The 20582-nt window shown below is 70.7% G+C and carries 23 protein-coding genes and 2 tRNA genes; 17 read left to right on the top strand and 8 right to left on the bottom strand.

From position 1 onward, the window contains the following. Positions 1-41: 41 nt before the first annotated feature. The 6 genes from ABZY12_RS15810 to rfbB all read right to left on the bottom strand — a co-directional run bounded on the left by ABZY12_RS15810 (position 42) and on the right by rfbB (position 5356). The gene (locus tag ABZY12_RS15810) at positions 42-938 is read right to left on the bottom strand and encodes a glycosyltransferase (RefSeq protein ID WP_356890470.1); all 897 of its coding nucleotides are present in this window, start codon (positions 936-938) and stop codon (positions 42-44) included. A 4-nt stretch (positions 939-942) separates the two neighbouring features. Further along, positions 943-1674 carry a glycosyltransferase family 2 protein gene (locus ABZY12_RS15805; RefSeq protein WP_356890468.1) on the bottom strand — a complete coding sequence of 244 codons (732 nt, stop codon included), beginning with the start codon at positions 1672-1674 and terminating at the stop codon, positions 943-945. Further along, positions 1671-2069: a DUF2304 domain-containing protein gene (locus tag ABZY12_RS15800; RefSeq protein ID WP_356890466.1), complete on the bottom strand. Its 399-nt coding sequence runs from the start codon at positions 2067-2069 to the stop codon at positions 1671-1673. The genes ABZY12_RS15805 and ABZY12_RS15800 overlap by 4 nt, the downstream gene beginning before the upstream one ends. A 154-nt stretch (positions 2070-2223) precedes the next feature. After that, positions 2224-3492 carry a hypothetical protein gene (locus ABZY12_RS15795; RefSeq protein WP_356890464.1) on the bottom strand — a complete coding sequence of 423 codons (1269 nt, stop codon included), beginning with the start codon at positions 3490-3492 and terminating at the stop codon, positions 2224-2226. Continuing rightward, positions 3489-4370 carry a dTDP-4-dehydrorhamnose reductase gene (gene rfbD / locus ABZY12_RS15790; RefSeq protein WP_356890462.1) on the bottom strand — a complete coding sequence of 294 codons (882 nt, stop codon included), beginning with the start codon at positions 4368-4370 and terminating at the stop codon, positions 3489-3491. The genes ABZY12_RS15795 and rfbD overlap by 4 nt, the downstream gene beginning before the upstream one ends. Beyond that, a complete protein-coding gene (gene rfbB / locus ABZY12_RS15785) occupies positions 4367-5356 on the bottom strand; it encodes a dTDP-glucose 4,6-dehydratase (RefSeq protein ID WP_356890460.1) in 990 nt (329 codons plus the stop codon). Before rfbB ends, rfbD begins: the two co-directional genes overlap by 4 nt. Positions 5357-5459: 103 nt before the next feature. Between rfbB and rfbA the strand changes: the two genes are divergently transcribed. From rfbA to ABZY12_RS15745, 8 genes are all read left to right on the top strand, one after another. Beyond that, a complete protein-coding gene (gene rfbA / locus ABZY12_RS15780) occupies positions 5460-6329 on the top strand; it encodes a glucose-1-phosphate thymidylyltransferase RfbA (RefSeq protein ID WP_356890458.1) in 870 nt (289 codons plus the stop codon). A 56-nt stretch (positions 6330-6385) separates the two neighbouring features. After that, positions 6386-6994 carry a dTDP-4-dehydrorhamnose 3,5-epimerase gene (rfbC, locus tag ABZY12_RS15775; RefSeq protein ID WP_356890456.1) on the top strand — a complete coding sequence of 203 codons (609 nt, stop codon included), beginning with the start codon at positions 6386-6388 and terminating at the stop codon, positions 6992-6994. Between the two features lie 95 nt (positions 6995-7089). Next, complete coding sequence (gene galE / locus ABZY12_RS15770; protein WP_356890454.1) at positions 7090-8067, top strand: UDP-glucose 4-epimerase GalE; 978 nt, start codon at positions 7090-7092, stop codon at positions 8065-8067. Between the two features lie 121 nt (positions 8068-8188). Next, complete coding sequence (proB, locus tag ABZY12_RS15765) at positions 8189-9316, top strand: glutamate 5-kinase (protein WP_356890452.1); 1128 nt, start codon at positions 8189-8191, stop codon at positions 9314-9316. A gap of 159 nt (positions 9317-9475) precedes the next feature. Further along, on the top strand, positions 9476-9979 hold the full coding sequence (locus tag ABZY12_RS15760; RefSeq protein WP_356890450.1) for a hypothetical protein: 504 nt from the start codon (positions 9476-9478) through the stop codon (positions 9977-9979). A gap of 102 nt (positions 9980-10081) precedes the next feature. After that, positions 10082-11365, top strand: a complete 1284-nt coding sequence (locus ABZY12_RS15755) for a glutamate-5-semialdehyde dehydrogenase (RefSeq protein ID WP_356890448.1) — start codon at positions 10082-10084, stop codon at positions 11363-11365. Between the two features lie 124 nt (positions 11366-11489). After that, positions 11490-12080: a hypothetical protein gene (locus ABZY12_RS15750; RefSeq protein ID WP_356890446.1), complete on the top strand. Its 591-nt coding sequence runs from the start codon at positions 11490-11492 to the stop codon at positions 12078-12080. Between the two features lie 63 nt (positions 12081-12143). After that, a complete protein-coding gene (locus ABZY12_RS15745; RefSeq protein ID WP_356890444.1) occupies positions 12144-13226 on the top strand; it encodes a hypothetical protein in 1083 nt (360 codons plus the stop codon). Here the strand turns inward: ABZY12_RS15745 and ABZY12_RS15740 are convergent. Continuing rightward, complete coding sequence (locus tag ABZY12_RS15740) at positions 13211-14347, bottom strand: M48 family metallopeptidase (RefSeq protein ID WP_356890442.1); 1137 nt, start codon at positions 14345-14347, stop codon at positions 13211-13213. The genes ABZY12_RS15745 and ABZY12_RS15740 overlap by 16 nt on opposite strands. Before the next feature lie 226 nt (positions 14348-14573). Between ABZY12_RS15740 and ABZY12_RS15735 the strand changes: the two genes are divergently transcribed. The 8 genes from ABZY12_RS15735 (at position 14574) to ABZY12_RS15700 (ending at position 19123) form a co-directional block, all read left to right on the top strand. After that, on the top strand, positions 14574-14735 hold the full coding sequence (locus tag ABZY12_RS15735) for a hypothetical protein (RefSeq protein WP_356890440.1): 162 nt from the start codon (positions 14574-14576) through the stop codon (positions 14733-14735). Between the two features lie 52 nt (positions 14736-14787). After that, complete coding sequence (nadD, locus tag ABZY12_RS15730; RefSeq protein WP_356890438.1) at positions 14788-15408, top strand: nicotinate-nucleotide adenylyltransferase; 621 nt, start codon at positions 14788-14790, stop codon at positions 15406-15408. Between the two features lie 19 nt (positions 15409-15427). Next, entirely contained in the window at positions 15428-17155 is a 1728-nt protein-coding gene (locus tag ABZY12_RS15725; protein WP_356890436.1) for an LCP family protein, read from the top strand. A gap of 107 nt (positions 17156-17262) precedes the next feature. Continuing rightward, positions 17263-17700 carry a ribosome silencing factor gene (gene rsfS, locus ABZY12_RS15720; RefSeq protein WP_356890434.1) on the top strand — a complete coding sequence of 146 codons (438 nt, stop codon included), beginning with the start codon at positions 17263-17265 and terminating at the stop codon, positions 17698-17700. Then, the gene (locus ABZY12_RS15715; RefSeq protein WP_356890644.1) at positions 17697-18350 is read left to right on the top strand and encodes a histidine phosphatase family protein; all 654 of its coding nucleotides are present in this window, start codon (positions 17697-17699) and stop codon (positions 18348-18350) included. The genes rsfS and ABZY12_RS15715 overlap by 4 nt, the downstream gene beginning before the upstream one ends. Positions 18351-18446: 96 nt before the next feature. Next, positions 18447-18519, top strand: a tRNA-Ala gene (locus ABZY12_RS15710). Positions 18520-18682: 163 nt separating this feature from the next. Further along, the gene (locus tag ABZY12_RS15705) at positions 18683-18886 is read left to right on the top strand and encodes a hypothetical protein (RefSeq protein ID WP_356890432.1); all 204 of its coding nucleotides are present in this window, start codon (positions 18683-18685) and stop codon (positions 18884-18886) included. Positions 18887-18889: 3 nt separating this feature from the next. Further along, positions 18890-19123 (top strand): hypothetical protein, encoded by a 234-nt coding sequence (locus ABZY12_RS15700; RefSeq protein ID WP_137989347.1) that lies wholly within the window; start codon positions 18890-18892, stop codon positions 19121-19123. On the opposite strand, the gene ABZY12_RS15695 is transcribed toward ABZY12_RS15700, so the two are convergent. Next, complete coding sequence (locus ABZY12_RS15695) at positions 19092-20309, bottom strand: glycosyltransferase 87 family protein (RefSeq protein WP_356890430.1); 1218 nt, start codon at positions 20307-20309, stop codon at positions 19092-19094. The two genes, ABZY12_RS15700 and ABZY12_RS15695, sit on opposite strands and share 32 nt — an antisense overlap. A 120-nt stretch (positions 20310-20429) precedes the next feature. Here ABZY12_RS15695 and ABZY12_RS15690 point away from each other — a divergent pair. After that, positions 20430-20502, top strand: a tRNA-Ala gene (locus tag ABZY12_RS15690). The last annotated feature ends 80 nt before the right edge of the window (positions 20503-20582 follow it).

Below are 20582 nucleotides of genomic sequence, written 5' to 3'. Positions count from 1 at the left end.
GCGGGGCGGCGGGACCGCGTCCTGCAGCCCCGGGAGGGCGGTCAAGGAGTGGAAGTCAGGGCGTAGCCGAGCAGCCGACGTATCGTGGCCGACTGACGCTGCCGCAGCGCACCGGGAAGCAGGGTCAGCGCGTGGAGTCGCATGGACAGGTGCCGGCGCGCGGCCCGGGCGGCCTTCGGCCAGCCGTGCCGGTCGAGATCCACGGCCACCTCGTTGAAGAACCGCACGGCCTCGCCGAAGCGGGCGCCGGTCACGGCCTCGGCCGAGGAGAGGCTTCCGGAGTGGCGCCGGTAGCGGAACGCCGTCACCGGCTCGACCACCAGCTTCTCCCCGCGCCGGATCAGCTCGATGATCAGAGCCAGGTCCTGGATGACCGAGAGGTCCTCTCGGAAGCTGATCTCCTTGACGGCGTCGGCGCGCCAGGCGATCGAGGGGAAGTACAGCCAGTTGCCACCGAGCAGGTTCGCGGCCAGCGGCTCGCCGGACAGGACCAGACGGCGGCCCTTGTCCTTCGGCGCGTACAGCCGCTTCTTGACCTCGTCGCCCAGCGTGGTGGAGGGGTTGCCGTGCTCGTCGATGACCTCGACGCCCGGCTGGTAGATCGCCGCGTCCGGGACCGCCTCGACGGCGGCGCGGATCGTGGCCACATAGTCGGGCAGCAGCAGGTCGTCGCTGCCGAGCATGGTGAAGTGGGTGGACTCCACAAGCTCCACGCACTTGCGGAAGTTCTTGGTGATGCCGAGGTTCCGCTCGTTGCGCATGTAGCGCACCCGGCTGTCGCCGAGGGAGGCGAACCACTCGGGTACGCCCTCCTCGCGGCCGTCGTCGACGACGGTCAGCCGCCAGTCCTTGTCGGTCTGGTCGAGCACGCTGCGTACGGCGGCCTGGAGCAGACCGGTGTCGCCGTAGTGCGGCAGCATGATGTCGAGCGTCTCCACCGCGTCACTTGCCCTTCCGCGCCGGGCCGAGGGCGGACCGGCGGCTCAGCGCGAGCAGCAGGATCATGCCGATGCGGCCGAGGTAGAGCGTGGCCTTCCAGGGCGACTGACTGGGCGTGCCGGTCGCGCGGGGCCTCATGGCCACCGGGACCTGCTCGATGCGGTAGCCCGCCCGGACGACGGCGATGGTGCTCTCCACGGTGTCGCCGAGGTACTCGACGGGGTACCAGTGCGCGAACACGTCGATCAGGTCGCGGTTGCAGGCGCGGAAGCCGGAGGTCACGTCGGTGAGCTTCGACTTGGCCATGCGCGAGAGCCAGAAGGCGAGGACGAGCATGGCCCACTTGCGCGGGCCGCGGGTCTCGTAGTCCCCGGTGCCGGCGAAGCGCGCGCCGATGACCAGGTCGGAGTGGCCCAGGCGGGCCAGGAGTTCGGGAACGTTGCGCGGGTCGTGCTGCCCGTCCGCGTCGACCTGGATGGCGACGTCGTAGCCGCGGTCGTGGGCGTAGCGGTAACCGGCCCGCATCGCGCCGCCGACACCGAGGTTGTACGGCAGGGTCATCACGGTCGCGCCGGCGGCCTTGGCCACCCGGGACGTGCCGTCGGCGGAGCCGTCGTCGACGACGAGGACGTCGACACCGGGCAGCGTGGTGTGGACCTCCTTGATGACGTCGGCGACGCCGTCGGCCTCGTTCCACGCGGGCATGATGATCAGTACGCGCTTGCCGTCGATCACTTGCCGCCCCCCTGTTCGGCCGAGTCGGCCATCTCCCCGGCCGGTGCCTGCTGGGCGTCCGATGCCTGTGCCCGCAGTTCCTGTACGTCTATCCGCAACAGAGCGACCTCCTCCGATAGCGTCCGGCCCTCCTCCTCGAGGTGGCCGACCTCCCAGCTCAACTGGAGGCAGACGATGAACAGGAACGCCACGCTGAGGAACAGAATGAGGCTGACGCCCGAGGCGACCCCCACCGCACGCGCGACGGAGTCGAGCAGGGACGGGAAGAACCCGAGCGGGATGATCACCAGGCCGGTGATCACCCAGAGGAACGCGTACTTCTCCTTGAGCTTGCGCCGACGCAGGAGCTCGACGATGCACGCGACCAGAATGACTCCGGTGACCGAAGTCAGCATCCACAACTTCATGCCGGACTCCGGTGTATCGGACGACTCATGGAAAGGGCCTGTCTACTCTTCCGGGCTGAGCGGCTGGGAGAAATGAGCCGCTTGAATTGCAGTCCACTGTCCGCCGCGATGGTTACGGAGAGTGAGGGAATGGTGATCATTCCTATGAGTGCACCGAACGGTAGCCTACACGAGAGCGAAGGGCGAGAATCATGCTGGTGACGACCGCGAGCGACCCCACGGCGTAGGCGATCTCCACCCTGCTGCGCAGTTCGAGCGGACTGAGAGTAACCGCCACCAGCACCACCGTGCCCACGATCCAGGCCAGCAACTGCTGCCGCGCGCCACCGCTCGTGAGCAGTGCCTGCCCCAGCACCATGGCCAGCATGTACAGCGTCGTTCCGAGCGAGAGCCACGCGAAGTCGACCGGTCCGAGCACGTCCGGGGCGCCGAAGAAGACGGGCAGCAGGAGCGGTCCCAGCGCCACCGCGCAGAGCCCGCCGGCCACCCCCAGGCCGCCCGTCACCGCCGCCGCCCGAAGGAGCAGCCGCCGGTAACCCTGCGTGTCGCCCTCGGCCGCGGCCGAGGAGAGCCCGGCGAGCAGTGACACCTGGAACGCCCCGAACACGAAGAGCGGGACACGGGCGAGCACCAGCGCCGCCAGCAGCGCGGTGACCAGCTCGTTGTCGTCCGTCGCGATCAGCTTCGTACTGATCACAGCGATGTTGACGAGGAGCTGGGCGAGCAGCGTCGAACCGACCAGCAGTCCCAGGTGCTCTATCAGCTCACGCCAGTGCGCCGCCGAGCCCGGACGGGCCCCCTGGAACACCGGTCGCAGGGTGACGAGCACCGCGATCAGCGGAGCAACCGTCAGCACCGCCGCGAAGGCGAAGGAGGAACGGACACCCGCCAGCGCCAGCGCCAGCGACATCACGATCCGCAGGCCGCCGTCGAGCCCGAGCTGCAGCCCGTACGCCTGGAACCGGCCCAGACCCGCGAGCACGCCACGGGTGACATGGGCCAGGGCCAGCGCCGCGAAGGCGCCGCCCATCGCGACCACCAGACCGACGTCACCGTGGAAGAAGAGGTCCGCCAGCTGTCGCCCGAACAGCGACATCGGCAGCAGCACCACCGCGAGCAGCCCGAAGGACAGCGCCGCACCGCGGCGCAGCACCGGCAGCGCCCCGTCACCGGCCACGACCCGCGAGGCCACGACCCGGGTGATCTCCTGCTCGACCGGGAAGAAGAGGCCGAGACCGATGGAGAACACCACGGTCCACAGGACGGAGAAGCTCGCCATGTCGTCCACGGCGAGCGTGTGGCCCGCCGCGGCGAGATGGACATAGCTGGCCACGCCGAGGACGGCCGTGCCGGCGCCGACGAAGGCCGTGCCCTGGGGCAGCGCGGTGGTGATGCGTTCGAGCAAAGTCACGCGTTCGGCCGCCCGCCCCGCGTCATGACGCTCAGCGCCTCGGTGAGCTGGTCACGCCAGTGCGGCTGCGCGGCGACGCCCGCCTCGGCCCACCGCTCGTGCGCCAGGACGCTGTACGAGGGGCGGCGCGCCGGACGGACGAACTTCTCCGACGTGGTCGGCCGCACCCGCTCCGGGTCGAGACCCGACAGCTCGAAGGCGGCCCGCGCCAGGTCGAACCAGGTCGCCGTGTCCGTCGCCGTGCCGTGGTAGACGCCGGCCGGGGCCTTGCCCGCCACCGCCGCCTCACCGAGATCGCGCAGCTGACGGGCGAGCGCGCCGGTCCAGGTCGGCTGGCCGCGCTGGTCGTCGACGACGTCGACGGTCTCGCGCTGCTCGGCGAGCTTCAGCATCGTGGAGACGAAGTTGCGGCCGTGCGCGCCGTACAGCCACGCCGTACGCACCACATAGCCGCGCTCGGGCAGCAGCTCGGCGACCGCCCGCTCGCCGGCCAGCTTGCTGCGGCCGTAGGCGTTCACCGGCGCGGTCGGGGCGTCGTGCGGGTACGGCCGGTCGGCGTCGCCGGGGAAGACGTAGTCCGTGGAGACCTGGAGCAGGACGGCGCCCCGCTCGGCGCAGGCCCCGGCCAGGACGCGCACGCCCTCACCGTTGATCCGGGTCGCCGCGGCCTCGTCGGCCTCCGCGCCGTCGACATCGGTCCACGCGGCCGCGTTGACCACGACGTCCTGGCCGGCGACCGCCGCGCGGACCGCCTCCGGGTCGGTGATGTCCAGGTCGTGGCGCGTCAACGCCGTGACGGACGCCCCGCTCTCCCGCAGGACCTCGGTCAGGTCGCGGCCGAGCATGCCGGCCGCACCGGTGATCAGCCAGCGCGTCATGCGGACAGCGCCGCCTTCGCCTTGAGCGGCTCCCACCAGGCGCGGTTGTCGCGGTACCAGGAGACCGTGTCGGCCAGGCCCTGCTCGAAGGTGACGAGCGGGGTGTAGCCGAGCTCCTCCTGGATCTTGGCGATCGACAGGGAGTAGCGCAGGTCGTGGCCCTTGCGGTCGGCGACGTGCTCGACCATGTCCCACCCGGCGCCGCAGGCGTCGAGCAGCATGCCGGTGAGTTCCTTGTTGGTCACCTCGGTGCCGCCGCCGATGTGGTAGACCTCACCGGCGCGGCCGCCGCGCAGCACCATCTCGATGCCACGGCAGTGGTCGGAGACGTGCAGCCAGTCGCGGATGTTCAGGCCCTCGCCGTACAGCGGCACCTTCTTCCCGTCCAGCAGGTTCGTGGTGAACAGCGGGATCATCTTCTCGGGGAAGTGGTACTGCCCGTAGTTGTTGGAGCAGCGCGTGACGACGACGTCCATGCCGTGCGTGCGGTGGTACGAGAGCGCCAGCAGGTCCGAGCCGGCCTTCGAGGCCGAGTACGGGGAGTTCGGGGCGAGGGGCCAGTCCTCGGTCCACGAGCCCTCGGCGATGGAGCCGTAGACCTCGTCCGTGGAGACGTGCACGAAGCGGCCGACGCCGTGGCGCTTCGCGGCGTCGAGGAGGACCTGGGTGCCCAGCACGTTCGTGGTCACGAACGGGGACGCGTCCATGATCGAGCGGTCCACGTGGGACTCGGCGGCGAAGTGCACGACGGCGTCCTGGCCGCGCATCACGTCGTCGACCGTCGCGAAGTCACGGATGTCGCCGTGGACGAAGGTGTAACCCGCCTTGTCGGCCACCGGCAGGAGGTTCGCCTCGTTGCCCGAATAGGTCAGGTTGTCCAGGACGGTGACGTGGGCGTCTTGGCCCGAGGGCAGTTCTCCCAGAAGGAGTGCCCGCACGAATTGAGAACCGATGAAGCCGGCGCCGCCGGTGACGAGAATCTTCATAAGGGGCGCCATTCTATGGTCTCCCCGTTGCCCGCTGTTCAGTGGCGGGTGTCACCCGTGCGGTGGCGGCGGGCGCCCCGGCGCTGTCGTAGGGTGCAGGACCATGCGTGGAATTTTGCTTGCCGGTGGTACCGGCTCCCGGCTCTGGCCGATCACCCGTGCCGTGTCGAAGCAGCTGATGCCGGTCTTCGACAAGCCGATGATCTACTACCCGCTGTCGACCCTCGTGATGGCCGGCCTGCGGGACATCCTGGTCATCACCGGCCCGGAGGAGCGCCCTCAGTTCGAGCGGCTGCTCGGCGACGGCTCGGACTGGGGACTGAACATCCAGTTCGCCACGCAGGAGCGCCCCGCGGGCATCGCCGAGGCGTTCGTCATCGGTGAGGAGTTCATCGGCGACGAGCCCGTCGCGCTGATCCTCGGCGACAACATCTTCCACGGCGTCGGCCTCGGCCGGCAGCTGGCCGACTTCCAGCGGCCGGACGGCGGTGTGGTCTTCGCCCACGCGGTCTCCGACCCGACGGCGTACGGCGTGGTCGACTTCGACGAGCAGGGCCGCGCCCGCTCCATCGAGGAGAAGCCGAAGAACCCCAAGTCCCGCTACGCGGTCCCCGGCCTCTACTTCTACGACAGCCGTGTCGTGGAGGTCGCCAAGGGCCTCAAGCCGAGCGACCGGGGCGAGCTGGAGATCACCGACGTCAACAAGTACTACCTCGACCGCGGGGAGCTCCAGGTCTCCGTCCTGGACCGCGGCACCGTCTGGCTGGACACCGGAACCTTCCAGTCCCTCGTCCAGGCGTCCGAGTACGTGCGGGTCGTCGAGGAGCGTCAGGGAATGAAGATCGGCTGCCTCGAAGAGGCCGCCTGGCGGGCCGGATTCATCGACGACGACCAGCTGCGCGCCCTCGCGGAGCCGCTGACCAAGAGCGGTTACGGCGACTATCTGCTGAATCTCCTCAAGCACGAGGCATAGCCGCTCCGTATTCGAGGCGTCACCGCACTGATATCGCACCGATATAAGGACTCGTAATGAAGGTCAATCCCCTTGGTATCGAGGGTGCCTGGGAATTCGTCCCGCAGCAGCACGGGGACGCCCGTGGTCTCTTCCTCGAGTGGTACAAGGCGGACAGGCTCGCCGAGGCCGTCGGCCATCCGCTCGGCCTGAAGCAGGCCAACATGTCGGTCTCCGCGGCGGGCGTCCTGCGCGGCATCCACTTCGCCGACGTCCCGCCGGGGCAGGCCAAGTACGTGACCTGTGTGCGTGGTGCCGTGCTCGACGTGATCGTCGACGTCCGGGTCGGCTCGCCGACCTTCGGGCAGTGGGAGGCGGTGCGCCTCGACGAGAAGGAGCGCAACGCCGTCTACCTCTCCGAGGGGCTCGGTCACGGCTTCTGCGCACTCACCGACGACGCGACCGTCGCCTACCTCTGCTCCGAGGGGTACGCCCCCGAGCGGGAGCGGACCGTGTACCCGCTCGACCCGGCGATCGGCATCGAGTGGCCGGTGACGGGCGAGCCCGAGCTGTCCGCCAAGGACGCCCAGGGGCCCACGCTGGCCGAGGCCCGCGAGGCCGGCATCCTGCCCGTCTACGAGGACTGCCTGGCGTTCCGCCGCTCGCTCGGCACCACCGGTGCCTGAGCGGGCGCACGACTGATCGGACGCGTGTACGCCGACGGCCCGGTTGCCCCCGCGAGGGGCCGCCGGGCCGTCGGCGTACGGGTTAGGCTGCCCGGATGACGTGGCTCATCACCGGCGGTGCCGGATACATCGGTTCCCATGTCGTCACGTCCATGACGGACGCCGGCGAGCGGGTCGTCGTCGTGGACGACCTCAGCGGCGGCGACGCCGCCCGGGTCCCCGAGGGTGTTCCGCTGGAGCGGGGCACCGTCCTCGACCGCCCCTTCCTCGACCGGGTCCTGCGCGAGCACGGCGTCCGCGGCATCGTCCACCTCGCCGCGAAGAAGGCCGTCGGCGAGTCCGTCGAGCGTCCCCTCTTCTACTACGAACAGAACGTGACGGGCCTCCAGGTCCTGCTCGGCGCCGCCGTCGAGGCGGACGTCCGCCGTTTCGTCTTCTCCTCCTCGGCCTCCGTCTACGGCACGCCCGACGTCGAACTCGTCACCGAGGAGACGCCGTGCCTGCCGCTGAGCCCGTACGGCGAGACCAAGCTGGCCGGCGAATGGCTGGTCCGCGCGGCGGGCCGCGCCCACGGCATCGCCACCGCCTGCCTGCGCTACTTCAACGTGGCGGGCACGGCCGCGCCCGAACTCGCCGACACCGGCGTCTTCAACCTGGTCCCGATGGTCTTCCAGCGGCTCGACGCCGGTCTGCCGCCCCTGGTCTTCGGCGACGACTACGCGACGCCCGACGGCACCTGCGTCCGTGACTACATCCATGTCGCCGACATCGCCGACGCGCATCTGGCCGTCGCCCACAGGCTCGACGAGCGCGCCGCCGCCGGCGAGGCAGGCGACCTCACCCTCAACGTCGGCCGCGGCGAGGGGGTTTCGGTACGGGAGATGATCGACCTCATCGGCGAGGTCACCGGTCTCGACGTCACCCCCGACGTCGTCGAGCGCCGCCCCGGCGACCCGGCCAAGGTCGTCGCCTCGAGCGAGCGGATCTCCGCGGAGCTGGGCTGGAAGGCCCGCCACGACGTCCGTTCCATGATCGCCTCGGCCTGGGAGAGCCGCGTCCACCCAGCGGAATAGCCGGGCGGGTGCCGTCGTCGCTCGCGTAGATTGCCTGGCAGTCGCGGCAGGTGTGCGCGGCAGGGCGTGCGGGGCCGGACGCGCGCGGCGCCGTGGGGAAAGACGAGTGAGGACGACGCAGGTGACAGTGGCAAGGCAGTTCGTGACGGAAGCCCGCAGGGTCGTCGTCAAGGTCGGTTCGTCCTCGCTGACCACCGCGTCCGGGGGCCTCGACGCCGACCGGGTCGACGCCCTCGTCGACGTTCTCGCCAAGGTCCGCAGCGGTGGCGAGAAGGAGATCGTGCTCGTCTCCTCCGGTGCCATCGCCGCCGGTCTCGCCCCGCTCGGCCTCACCCGCCGCCCCAAGGACCTCGCCCGCCAGCAGGCAGCCGCCAGCGTCGGCCAGGGCCTCCTCGTCGCCCGCTACACCGCCTCCTTCGCCCGCTACGGCGTCCGCGTCGGACAGGTGCTGCTCACCACCGACGACACCAGTCGCCGCGCCCACTACCGCAACGCCTACCGCACTCTCGACCAGCTGCTCGCCATGGGCGCCCTGCCGATCGTCAACGAGAACGACACCGTCGCCACGGACGAGATCCGCTTCGGCGACAACGACCGGCTCGCCGCCCTCGTCGCCCACCTCGTCCGGGCCGACCTGCTGGTGCTGCTCTCGGACGTCGACGGGCTCTACGACGGGGACCCCTCCAAGCCCGGCACGTCGAGGATCGCCGAGGTCACCGGACCCGCCGACATCGCTCATGTAGAGATCGGCTCGGCCGGCAAGGCCGGGGTCGGCACCGGTGGCATGGTCACCAAGGTCGAGGCGGCCCGGATCGCGGCCGCCGCCGGGATCCCGGTCGTCCTCACCTCCGCCAGCCGCGCCGCCGACGCCCTGAACGGCCGGGACACCGGCACGTACTTCCACCGCACCGGCCGCCGCTCGGCCGACCGGCTGCTCTGGCTCGCCCACGCCTCCACACCGCAGGGGTCCCTCACCCTGGACGACGGCGCCGTACGGGCCGTCGTCGAAGGCAAGAAGTCGCTGCTGGCCGCCGGAATCGCGGCAGTCGAGGGCGAGTTCGTCGCCGGTGACCCGGTGGAGCTGCGGGACACCGACGGCCGGCCCGTGGCCCGCGGGCTGGTCAACTTCGACGCCAAGGAGATCCCCCGGATGCTCGGCCGCTCCACCCCCGAACTCGCCAAGGAGCTCGGACCGGAGTACGAGCGGGAGGTCGTGCACCGCGACGACCTCGTCGTGGTCGGCCCCTGATTCCGTGGGGATCCCGCGAGGAAACGGCCGAAAGTCCGGTCATCCGGTAGAGACCTTCACCAAAACCGCCCCATGTGCGGCCTCGGGCTGGTCAACTTTGTCTCGGGGGCAAGACAAGTCGGGGTACAGCACCACACGCATCACAACAGGAGGCCGCCGGTGAGACGAGCGCGCCCAGGGGCAGTGCCCCGCGGGACGGCCGAACGCGCCCTGACGAGTGTCGAGGCCGGAGCCGACTTCGACATCGAGGAGAACGGGACCGGCGCCGAGGGACGGGCCACCGGGGCCCGTGAGACACGCGCCGAGGAGCGGGAGGTGGCCGTGTCGAAGCTCTGGCACATCACGCTCAGCGTTTCCGGGGCGGAGGCCCCGCTGACGGAGGTCAGGAGAGGTCTCGAGCAGCTGGCCCACGACCACCCCTTCCTGCTGACCAGCCGCTACGCCAATGATCACGCGGAGATCCGGTACTGGGAAGAGGCCCGCGACCTGCACGACGCCGCCGCGGTCGCGCTCCGGCTGTGGGGCGAGCACCGGCAGAGCGCCAAGCTTCCGCCCTGGGAGATCGTCGGTCTGGAGGTCATCGACCGCGAGACCTACCACCAGCGGATCGCCGAGGGATACGGCCCGCCGCCGGCCGCCCCGGTGGGAGTGCACCCCTACTGAGACCTCCGGAGACGTCCAGGGCCTCCTGAGAGACGTCTCGCAGTGCGGGATACGGACGGGAAACGTGAGGGATGTCCGCAGTGGTGCCAGTACCCTGCGGACATGACCTCGCTCACGCCCCTCGACAATCTGTCCCCGGTCGCCCAGGCCGCCTACCGGGCCCGCGCCGCCGCCGCCGAAATCGCGCCACTTCCGCGCGCGGCCAAGGACGAGGCCCTGCTGGCGATCGCGGACGCGCTCGAGGTCCGTACCGCCGAGATCGTCGAGGCCAACGCCGAGGACGTCGCCCGCGCCCGCGAGGCCGGCACCAGCGAGTCCGTCGTCGACCGGCTCACCCTCACCCCCGAGCGCGTACGGGCCATCGCCGCCGACGTCCGCGACGTCGCGGCCCTGCCCGACCCGGTCGGCGAGGTCGTCCGCGGCTCGACCCTGCCCAACGGCATCGACCTGCGTCAGGTCCGCGTCCCCCTCGGCGTCGTCGGCATCATCTACGAGGCCCGCCCGAACGTCACCGTCGACGCGGCCGCCCTCTGCCTGAAGTCCGGCAACGCCGTCCTGCTGCGCGGCTCGTCCTCCGCGTACTCCTCCAACACCGCCCTGGTGAAGGTCCTGCGCGACGCCGTCGGAGGGGCGGGCCTGCCCGCCGACGCCATCCAGCTCGTCCCCGGCGAGTCCCGCGACTCGGTTCGCGAGCTGATGCGCGCCCGCGGCCTGGTCGACGTCCTGATCCCGCGCGGCGGCGCCTCCCTCATCCGTACGGTCGTCGAGGAGTCGATCGTGCCGGTCATCGAGACCGGCACCGGAAACTGCCACGTCTACGTCGACGCCCAGGCCGACCTCGACATGGCCGTCGACATCCTGGTCAACTCCAAGGCCCAGCGGGTCAGCGTCTGCAACGCGGCCGAGACGCTCCTGGTGCATCAGGACATCGCCGGCGACTTCCTGCCCCGGGCGCTCGCCGCCCTCGCCGAGGCCGGCGTCACCGTGCACGCCGACGAGCGGGTCCTCGCCCACGCCGAGGGATCCAAGGCCACCGTCGTCCCCGCGACCCCCGAGGACTGGGAGACCGAGTACCTCTCGTACGACATCGCCGCCGCCGTCGTCGACTCGCTGGACGCCGCCGTCTCCCACATCCGGCTGTGGTCCTCCGGCCACACCGAGGCGATCGTCACCACCTCGCAGGCGGCGGCCCGCCGCTTCACCCAGCTGGTCGACTCCACCACCGTCGCCGTCAACGCCTCCACCCGTTTCACCGACGGTGGCCAGTTCGGCTTCGGCGCCGAGATCGGGATCTCGACCCAGAAGCTCCACGCGCGCGGGCCGATGGGCCTGCCGGAGCTGACCTCGACGAAGTACATCGTCACCGGCGACGGTCACACGCGGTGATCCCGATTCGCTCGTTCGGCGCCGCCCTCGCGGCGCCGAACGAGGGCGGAACGAGGGCCGGACGGGCGGGGACGGTTCGCACTCTCCCTGCCCAAAACCACCTCCCAGGTCTACTCTGAAAAACGTGCCGGACGACGTGGGGGGCAAGCCGTTCCCGGACGGCGTGGACCCTGACGATGCTGACGACCGCGGGGGCGCGGACGAGGACTACGCCACCGTGGTCTTCGACGAGGACTTCGTCCGAGCCGCCGAGGTCCATGAACCGACCGCCGTGGAGCGGCTGCTCGCGGCCGCGCAGGCGCGCGCCGAAGCCGAGGCCGCCCGCGCCAGGGCGGGCGGCGCCCCGGACGAACCTTTCGGGGACGACCCCGACCCCTTCGGCGGCCGCTACGCCGACAGCTGGGACTCCGAGGACGCCGACGACGACTGCGGTCCGTACGGCCCGCACGGCGGCGCCCTGCGCCCCTATCGGGGCAGTGCCCGCTGGCACCGGCCGGTCGCCTGGGTCCTCGCCCTGGTGATGGGCGTCGGCATGGTCGCCCTCGCCTTCACCGCCGTCTACCGCGGAGCCTCGGCCAACCGCCACGACCGGATCCCCGCCCCTGCCACCACCGGCATCGACAAGCCGCGCGCCGTGCCTCCCGCCGTCACGGCGCCCTCCGCCTCCGCCGCCTACTCCCCGCCCCCGGTCCCGGCCGCTCCCCGCACCCCCTGATCGTTCGGAACTTGTCGTGTACCTGGGCGTTTACCGGAGCTTCAGCGGACCTACTCTGAAGGTATGGCAGGGCGTGGCGACCCGCCTGAGGGGATGGCACCCGACCCCGGCGGTGGTGAGGACGAGTACCGATCCGTCGTCTTCGACGAGTCGTTCGTCCGCGCTGCCCGGCTCCAGGAGTTCTCCGCCGCGGAGCGGATGGGCGAGCACGCCCAGGCGGTCCGCAGCCTCTCCGGCGTCCGGGAGACCAGGAACGGCTCCCGTCAGGCCGTCCTGCTGGTGCTGCTGATTCTCCTCGCCTTCGGAACCGCCATCTATCTCGGCGTCCGCAACCCCTACATGCCGCCCGGCGACCAGCGGGCCGAACCGCTGCGGATCACCGTGGTCCCGCTGGCCCCGCAGGGCCCCGTGGCCGGGGGCGAACCCGCCCAGCTGTTCGCCCGCAGCCCGGCCGCCGAGTTCCGCGGCGGCGCCGCCGGCATCAACCTCCCGGACACCGGGCGCACCGGCCACTTCTCGGAGAGCCAGGTGGTCACGGCCCTGAGCATCGCCAAGGATTATCTCGTGGCCTCCTCGCTGGAGCCCGACGTGCTGACCGGGGTGACGGTGCGGCCCGTCCGGCTGCTGCTCGACCCCGACCAGCTGGCGCAGTTCGACCGGAGCGTCGAGTCGTCGCTGGACGACGGCCGGCACGCGGTCTCCGGCTGGCTGGTGCGGTTCGACCCGGCCAAGGTCGGCCTGGCCGACCCCACCCCCCGCGTCCAGGGCACCCTCCGCTTCGCGGAGACGGCGACGGACATGCTGGAGGTGACCACCGACCACACCTTCACCTACGCCGTGCGCCCGGCCGCCTCCGGCGCCGGTCCGACGGCCCAGGCCTCCCTCTTCACGGTCCATCGCGAGCTGCACTTCCGCTTCGACCGCGAGGACCTGCGCATGCACCGTGCCGAGCTGTTGACCAGCGTCGTCCAGGCCGGCCCGCAGGCATGCGGCGCCGGAGCCGCCGGAGCCCTGAAGCCGCTCCTGGCCGGCGAGCGGGTCTCCGCCTCCGGCGGTCCGGCGGTCACCGACCCGTACGCCACGGGCCGGCCCGCCGTCTCGTCGCTCTGCGGGGCGCTGGCGCCTGGCGCTCAGCCCTCGCTCTGACCGCCCTTGGCGGTGCCGCCCTCGCCGCCGCCGGTCTCGCCGGGCGTCCCGCCCTCACCGTCAGCGCCGCCGCGCGAGGCTCCGCCGCCGAACCGGCTGCGCAGCTTCCCGCCCAGATCACCGGCCAGGTCGCCCGCGCCGCCCGCGATGTCACCGACCAGCTTCATCAGCGGATCCTTGCTGGTGCGGACCGAGTCGGCGTAGTGCCCGGCCGACTCGCGGAAGGAGTCGCTCACCGAGGTGTCCTTGTCCTCCGAGCGCCGGGGGTAGTGCCCGTCCATGATCCGCTGGTAGTCGCGGGACTCGGACCACTTCTTCAGCTCGGCGGCCCGGACGGTGGCGAAGGGGTGCGAGCGCGGCAGCACGTTGAGGATCTTCAGCACGGAGTCGCGCAGATCGCCGCCCTTCTCGTACTCGTCCGCCTGGGCGAGGAACGCGTCCACGTTCATCTCGTGCAGATGGTTGCCGCCCGCGATCTTCATCAGACCGCGCATCGACGCCTGCAGGTCCTGGCCGACCAGCAGCCCCGCCCGGTCGGCCGACAGCTCCGACTTGCGGAACCACTCCCGCAGCGCCGTCACGATCGCCATGATCGCGACATTGCCCAGCGGGATCCAGGCCACCTTCAGCGCCAGATTGGTGAGGAACAGCAGGATCGTGCGGTACACCGAGTGCCCGGAGAGCGCGTGGCCCACCTCGTGGCCCACGACCGCCCGCATCTCCTCCTCGTCGAGGAGCTCCACGAGCCCGGTGGTGACCACGATGATCGGCTCGTCAAGGCCGATGCACATCGCGTTCGGCTGCGGATCCTGGGTGACGTACATCGGCGGGACCTTCTCCAGGTCCAGGATGTAACAGGCGTCCCTGAGCATGTCGTTGAGGTGCGTGAACTGGGCGTCGCTCACCCGTACGGAGTCGGAGAGGAAGAGCAGCCGCAGGCTGCGCTCCGGCAGCAGTCCGCTGAGGGCCTTGAAGACCGTGTCGAAGCCGGTCAGCCTGCGCAGGGCGACGAGGGCCGAACGGTCGGCGGGATGCTCGTAGGCGCGTGAGGAGATGCCGGGGAAGCGTTTGCGCTGCCTGCTCGGCACGTTCCCCTCGTGGTTGTCGGACTTCTCGGTCATGGTGTGCCCCCTGCTCGTACGAGACCTTGCTCGTCCCCCTGACGCATCACAGCCTAGGCGCTGGGCCCATGGTGCGCCCGAGCCTGTGGATATCGTCGGGCCTGTGGATATCGTCGGGGTCGACACCGTCGCCAACGACTGAGTCGGCGTGAGCGTGCCCGAAGGCCCCGCATACGATGTGGGCGAAGTCTCCGCTCCCACCCCCGATCGATAGGTCCTGCCGAAGATGAGCCTCCACAGCACCGCCGCCAACCTGGTCACGCTCGCCGAGGGCGCCAAGCACGGTGGCAACCACGAAAGCCTCAGCCCTTACCTCACCGGTTTCGGCGCGCTCGGTGCGCTCCTCCTCCTGCTGTGGATCACCACCCGCTTCAACCGCGACCGCTGAGCCGGGGACCGCGGAACCGGCGTCCGCTGCCGTGCCAGTAGGCTCTGCACGCATGGGAGAGCAGGAAGTGCCTACTGGCAGTCGCGGCAAGCGCCGACTCGGCGTGATGGGCGGGACGTTCGACCCGATCCATCACGGACACCTGGTGGCCGCCAGTGAGGTGGCCGCCCTGTTCCACCTCGACGAGGTGGTGTTCGTGCCGACCGGGCAGCCGTGGCAGAAGAGCCACAAGGCCGTCTCGGCGGCCGAGGACCGCTATCTGATGACGGTCATTGCCACCGCGTCCAACCCACAGTTCTCGGTCAGCCGGATCGAGATCGACCGCGGCGGACCGACGTACACCATCGACACCCTGCGGGACCTGCGCTCCCTCAACAGCGACTCGGACCTCTTCTTCATCACCGGGGCCGACGCACTGTCGCAGATCCTCACCTGGCGTGACGCCGAGGAACTGTTCTCGCTCGCCCACTTCATCGGCGTCACCCGCCCGGGCCACGACCTGACGGACGACGGCCTGCCCAAGGGCGGGGTCTCGCTGGTCGAGGTGCCCGCGCTCGCGATCTCCTCCACCGACTGCCGGGCCAGGGTCGCGCAGGGCGACCCGGTCTGGTACCTGGTGCCGGACGGCGTGGTGCGCTACATCGACAAGCGCCAGTTGTACCGCGGCGAGTGAGCCTCGGAGAGGGGCACCGGTGAACGATCAGCACAACCCGTACGACCCGTACTACCCGCAGCCGCAGATCGTCGGCTACGACGAGTACGGGCAGCCGGTCTACCAGCAGGTTCCGCCGCAGGCACAGCCGCAGTACGACCCGTACGCCCAGCAGCGGGCGCCGCAGCCCGGTTACGGCTACGACGCCTACGGTCAGCCGCTCCAGGGGCAGGAGCAGCGGTACGACCCGTACGCGCAGCAGGCCCAGCAGCCGCAGCAACCCCAGCAGGCCGAGCAGCCGCAGGACTACGGCTACGCCCCCTACGACTACGACACCGGCCCGCAGCAGACGGGCCCGCAGCAGACCGGCCGGCAGTGGGCCGCCGCCCAGGCCGAGCCCGCCCCCGCCCCGGTGGCGGCCCCCGTCGCCGCCCCCGCCGGAGTGCCCGGCCAGCGCCCGGCGCCGCAGGACGACCGCGACCGCGACGGTGGCGACGAGCGCGCCTACCGCACCGAGCAGTTCTCGTTCATCGAGGAGCCCGACGAGGACTCCGAAGACGTCATCGACTGGCTGAAGTTCACCGAGAGCCGCTCCGAGCGGCGCGAGGAGGCCAGGCGCCGCGGCCGCAACCGTATCGTCGCCCTGGTCGTCGTCCTCGTCCTCGCCGCCGTCGGCGGTGTCGGCTACCTCTGGTCCGCGGGCATGCTCCCCGGCACGTCCGACGACGGACAGCCCCAGAACACCGCCACCGGCCCTCAGAAGCGCGACACGATCGTCGTCCACCTCCACGACACCAAGGGCGGCGGCACCTCCACCGCCCTGCTGGTGGACAACACCACGACCAAGCAGGGCACCACCGTCCTCCTCCCCAACGCCCTCTCCGTCGCCAACGACGAGGGCACCACCACCACGCTCGGCAAATCCGTCGAGGACGACGGCTCCAGCGGCACCCGCGAGGCGATCGGCAACCTCCTCGGCACCCGGATCACCGGAACGTGGCGGCTCGACACCCCGTACCTGGAGAACCTGGTCGAGCTGGTCAGCAACATCGAGGTCACCACCGACACCGAGGTGCCCGGCGAGAAGAAGGACGACGCGCCGCTCGTCGCCAAGGGCGAGAACCAGACACTCAACGGCCGCGCCGCCGTCGCCTACGCCACCTACCGCGCGCCCGGCGAGGCCGAGGCCAAGCAGCTGCAGCGCTTCGGCCAGGTCATGTACGGCGTGCTGCGGAAGATCTCCGACGACCCGAAGGCCGCCACCGTCACCGTCGAGACGCTCGCCCAGATCCTCGACCCCTCGCTGCCGGAGAAGGATCTCGGCGCCTCCCTCGCCAAGCTGGCCGAGCACGCCAAGGTCGGCGACCACAAGACGGCGCTGCTGCCGGTGGAGCAGGACGGCTCGCTGAGCGAGGACGCCGTCGACAGCGTCGTCAAGGACATCCTCGGCGGAAAGGTCAGCGCCCCCGAGAAGGGAGCGGCGGCCCGCGTCTCGATCCGCAACGCCACCGGTGACGACGGCGCCACCGAGGCCGCCCGGATCGTCCTGATCAACGGCGGCTTCGCCTTCGCCGGCGGTTCCGGGACGGACACCGAGAACAAGTCCGAGGTCCTCTACACCGACGACGCCCAGAAGGCGACCGCGAGCGAGGTCGCCAAGACGCTCGGGCTGCCGGCCGGCTCGGTGAAGAAGGGCAAGGCCGCCGGAAACGCCGAGGTCACCGTGGTGCTGGGCGAGGACTACAAGATCCCCGGCACCAAGGGCTGACCAGCGGGTGACCTTCCCCTCGTCGTACCGCCCCGTAAAGGTTTACGGGGCGGTCGGCGGTACGTGAGACCCTTGAGGTGTCTCTGACCGCCGACGAAAGCCTGCTTGTGACCGCCACGGATCGCTCCATCGAGCTCGTCAACGCCGCCGCCCAGGCGGCGGCCGACCGGCTCGCGCACGACATCATCGCGTACGACGTCAGTGATGTGCTGTCGATCACCGACGCCTTCCTGCTCGCCTCCGCTCCCAACGACCGCCAGGTCAAGTCGATCGTCGACGAGATCGAGGAGCGCCTGAACAAGGAGCTCGGCGCCAAGCCGGTGCGCCGGGAGGGCGACCGCGACGCCCGCTGGATCCTCCTGGACTACGTCGACATCGTCGTCCACGTCCAGCACAGCGAGGAGCGGGTCTTCTACGCCCTGGAGCGGCTCTGGAAGGACTGCCCCGAGCTTTCCCTGCCCGAGGACGCCCTGAAGACGCGCGGCAAGGCGCAGGAGCACGCCCGCCTCACCGGCGCCGACGGAGCGGACGGTGAGCTGAGCTGAACGGCACCAAGGGCGGCAGGGGCCGCCGTATCGTCCTGTGGCGTCATGGCCAGACCTCCTGGAACCTGGAGCGCCGTTTCCAGGGCTCCACGGACATCGAGCTGACCGAGACCGGTGTCGCCCAGGCGCGCCGGGCCGCCCGGCTGCTCGCCTCGCTGAAGCCGGACGCGATCATCGCCTCCGACCTGAAGCGGGCGGCGGCCACCGCGACCGAGCTGGCCTCCCTCACCGGCCACCCCGTCGCGTACGACTCCGCCCTGCGCGAGACGTACGCGGGGGAGTGGCAGGGCCTGACCCACGACGAGATCGTCGCGCGGTACGGCGAGCAGTACGCCGCCTGGAAGCGCGGCGAGCCCGTGCGCCGGGGCGGCGGCGAGCTGGAGACCGAGGTGGCCGACCGGGCAGCCCCGGTGGTCCTGGAGCACGTCGACAAGCTGCCCGAGGACGGCACGCTGGTCGTCGTCAGCCACGGCGGCACGATCCGCACCACCATCGGCCGTCTCCTCGAGCTGGAGGCGCGTCACTGGGAGAGCCTGGGCGGGCTCTCCAACTGCTGCTGGTCGGTCCTCGGTGAGGGCGCCCGCGGCTGGCGTCTGCTCGAGCACAACGCCGGCACGCTGCCCGAGCCGGTCCTCGGCGACGACGACTGACCGGCCGCGGTACCGCCCGGAGACCCGGATTTCACTTTCCGGCAGGTCACAGGCTAAAGTTCTTCTTGTTCGCAGCGCGGAGCGCGAAGAACACGAGGGGCTATAGCTCAGTTGGTAGAGCGCCTGCATGGCATGCAGGAGGTCAGGAGTTCAATTCTCCTTAGCTCCACAGTCACCGAATCCCGTCCCCAGTAGGGGGCGGGATTCGTCGTTCCCCTCCCTTGTGCGCCCGCCTTCTCCGGATCGGCCCAGCGCGCTGACCCCTCTTGCGGCGCCATGGCAGAATCGGACGGCCGGAGGGGACGAAGGTCCGGACGGGAGGGAGTGTGCGCATGACCGCGAGCGGTTCCGATGGGGCCGAGTGTGCCGATGTCGATGCCGTCGCGGAGCCCGTCGAGGACCACCCCGGGGCCGAGGACGGCGCCGGGGCCCGGCTCGACTGCCCCTCGTGCGGCTCCGTCCAGGTCGCCCAAGTGCTCGGCGACAACGGCGGAGTGTCCTATGTGTGCACGTCCTGCGGCCACAGCTGGAGCTGAGTGATGGGTGCACACAGGCGGAAGTGCGACTGGTGCGGCAGCGGTACGCCCATCGTCCGGGACATGGACCCGGTCAACACCGAGTACCAGTACTGGTGCGAGGAGTGCGCGCGGGCGCTGATCATAAAAGGCGACCCGATCGAGACGTACCGCGAGCTCGAGGGCGAGCCGATCTACGGACGGCTCCTCGACGAGCACTGCACCCTCAAGCGGTTCTACTCCTTCGCCACCGCCTGATGCCGTACCCGACGAACAGCGCCGTCACGGTCAGCGGGTAGATCGCGGAGAGCACCATCTGACCGGCGTTCTGGTCGAGTTCGGGCCGCCCCGGGTCGTGCGGCACCCACCACAGCGCGAACGAGGCGAAGGCCAGCGCCACCGGCAGCAGTACCGGCCACACCGGCTTCACCCGGTCCGCGATCAGGAGCAGCAGCGGCACGCACCACACCCAGTGGTGGGACCAGGAGATGGGGCTGATCATCAGCGCCGTGACCGCGCAGACCACCACCGCCAGAGCTTTGTCCCCGCGCAGCGCGGCCCGTATCGCGAGCACCAGCGCCGCACCGCCGAGAACGGCCGCGGTGACCGCCCACCACATGCCCGGATCGTCGGTGTGCATCAGCCGGGCGAGCACCCCGCGCAGTGACTGGTTGGCGGTCTCCTCGGCGAAGCCCACCCGGCCGCTCTCGAAGAGCGTCCCTGTCCAGAAGCGCCGGGAGTCGTACGGCAGGACCAGCGCACTGAGCAGGGTCGCGGCGAGGAACGTCGCGGTCGCGGTGGCGGCCGTGCGCAGCCACTGGTTCCAGCCCTTGTCGCGCCGCAGGATCAACAGACCGGCGGCGAGGAGGAGGACGACGAAGAGTCCGGGTGTGAGCTTCACCGCAGTGGCGAGACCGATGCCGACACCGGCCCAGCGGTGGCCCGTACGCCGGGTGAGGTCCCAGAGCACCGCGACGGCGATGAGCAGATTGATCTGGCCGTACCGCAGCGTCGTCCACACCGGCTCGCACCAGATCACGACGGCGGCCACCCAGAACGTCCTGCGCCACAACTCCTCGCGCGGCAGGGCCGGGCGGACCAGTTGGAGCGAGAGCTGGACCAGCGCGATCACCAGGAGGAGATTCCCCGCGGTGGCCAGCGTCCGCATCAGTGGGACGCCGACCAGCGTCAGCGGGACGAACAGCAGCCCGGCGAAGGGCGGGTAGGTCATGGCGAGGTTCGCCGAGGTGGCGCGCATCGCGTAGAGATCGCCGCCGGCCCGGACCGTCTCGCCCTCGGCCCGGTAGACCATCACGTCCAGCATGTTCACGTGGGCGAGGCGCTGGGCCACCCAGAAGGCGATGAAGGAGAGCAGGCACACCGCCGCGGCGGTGGCGAGGGGCCACTGGCGGGCACGGGCTCGGGCGAGGACGGTCACGGTCACAGAGGGGGACCCTACCTGCCGTCCCTCGACCGCCAGGGAAACGATTTGGTGATCCCCCGGGGAGCCGGTTAATGTTCTGTCTGTCGCCGCGGGGGAAACCCGGAGCGGGGCGGACAGCAAGGGGCTATAGCTCAGTTGGTAGAGCGCCTGCATGGCATGCAGGAGGTCAGGAGTTCAATTCTCCTTAGCTCCACAGAAGAGAAGCGGGGGGGGGGGGGGGGGGTTGGGGGGGGTTTGTGTTTGGGGGGGGTGCGGTGGGCGCGGCGCGGGGCG

The sequence above is a fragment of the Streptomyces sp. NPDC006551 genome (genome assembly GCF_040611675.1).
In the GTDB taxonomy this organism is placed as follows: Bacteria; Actinomycetota; Actinomycetes; order Streptomycetales; family Streptomycetaceae; genus Streptomyces.
Note: the sequence above shows the minus strand (reverse complement) of the source record. Positions and strands in the feature narration are given on the sequence as shown.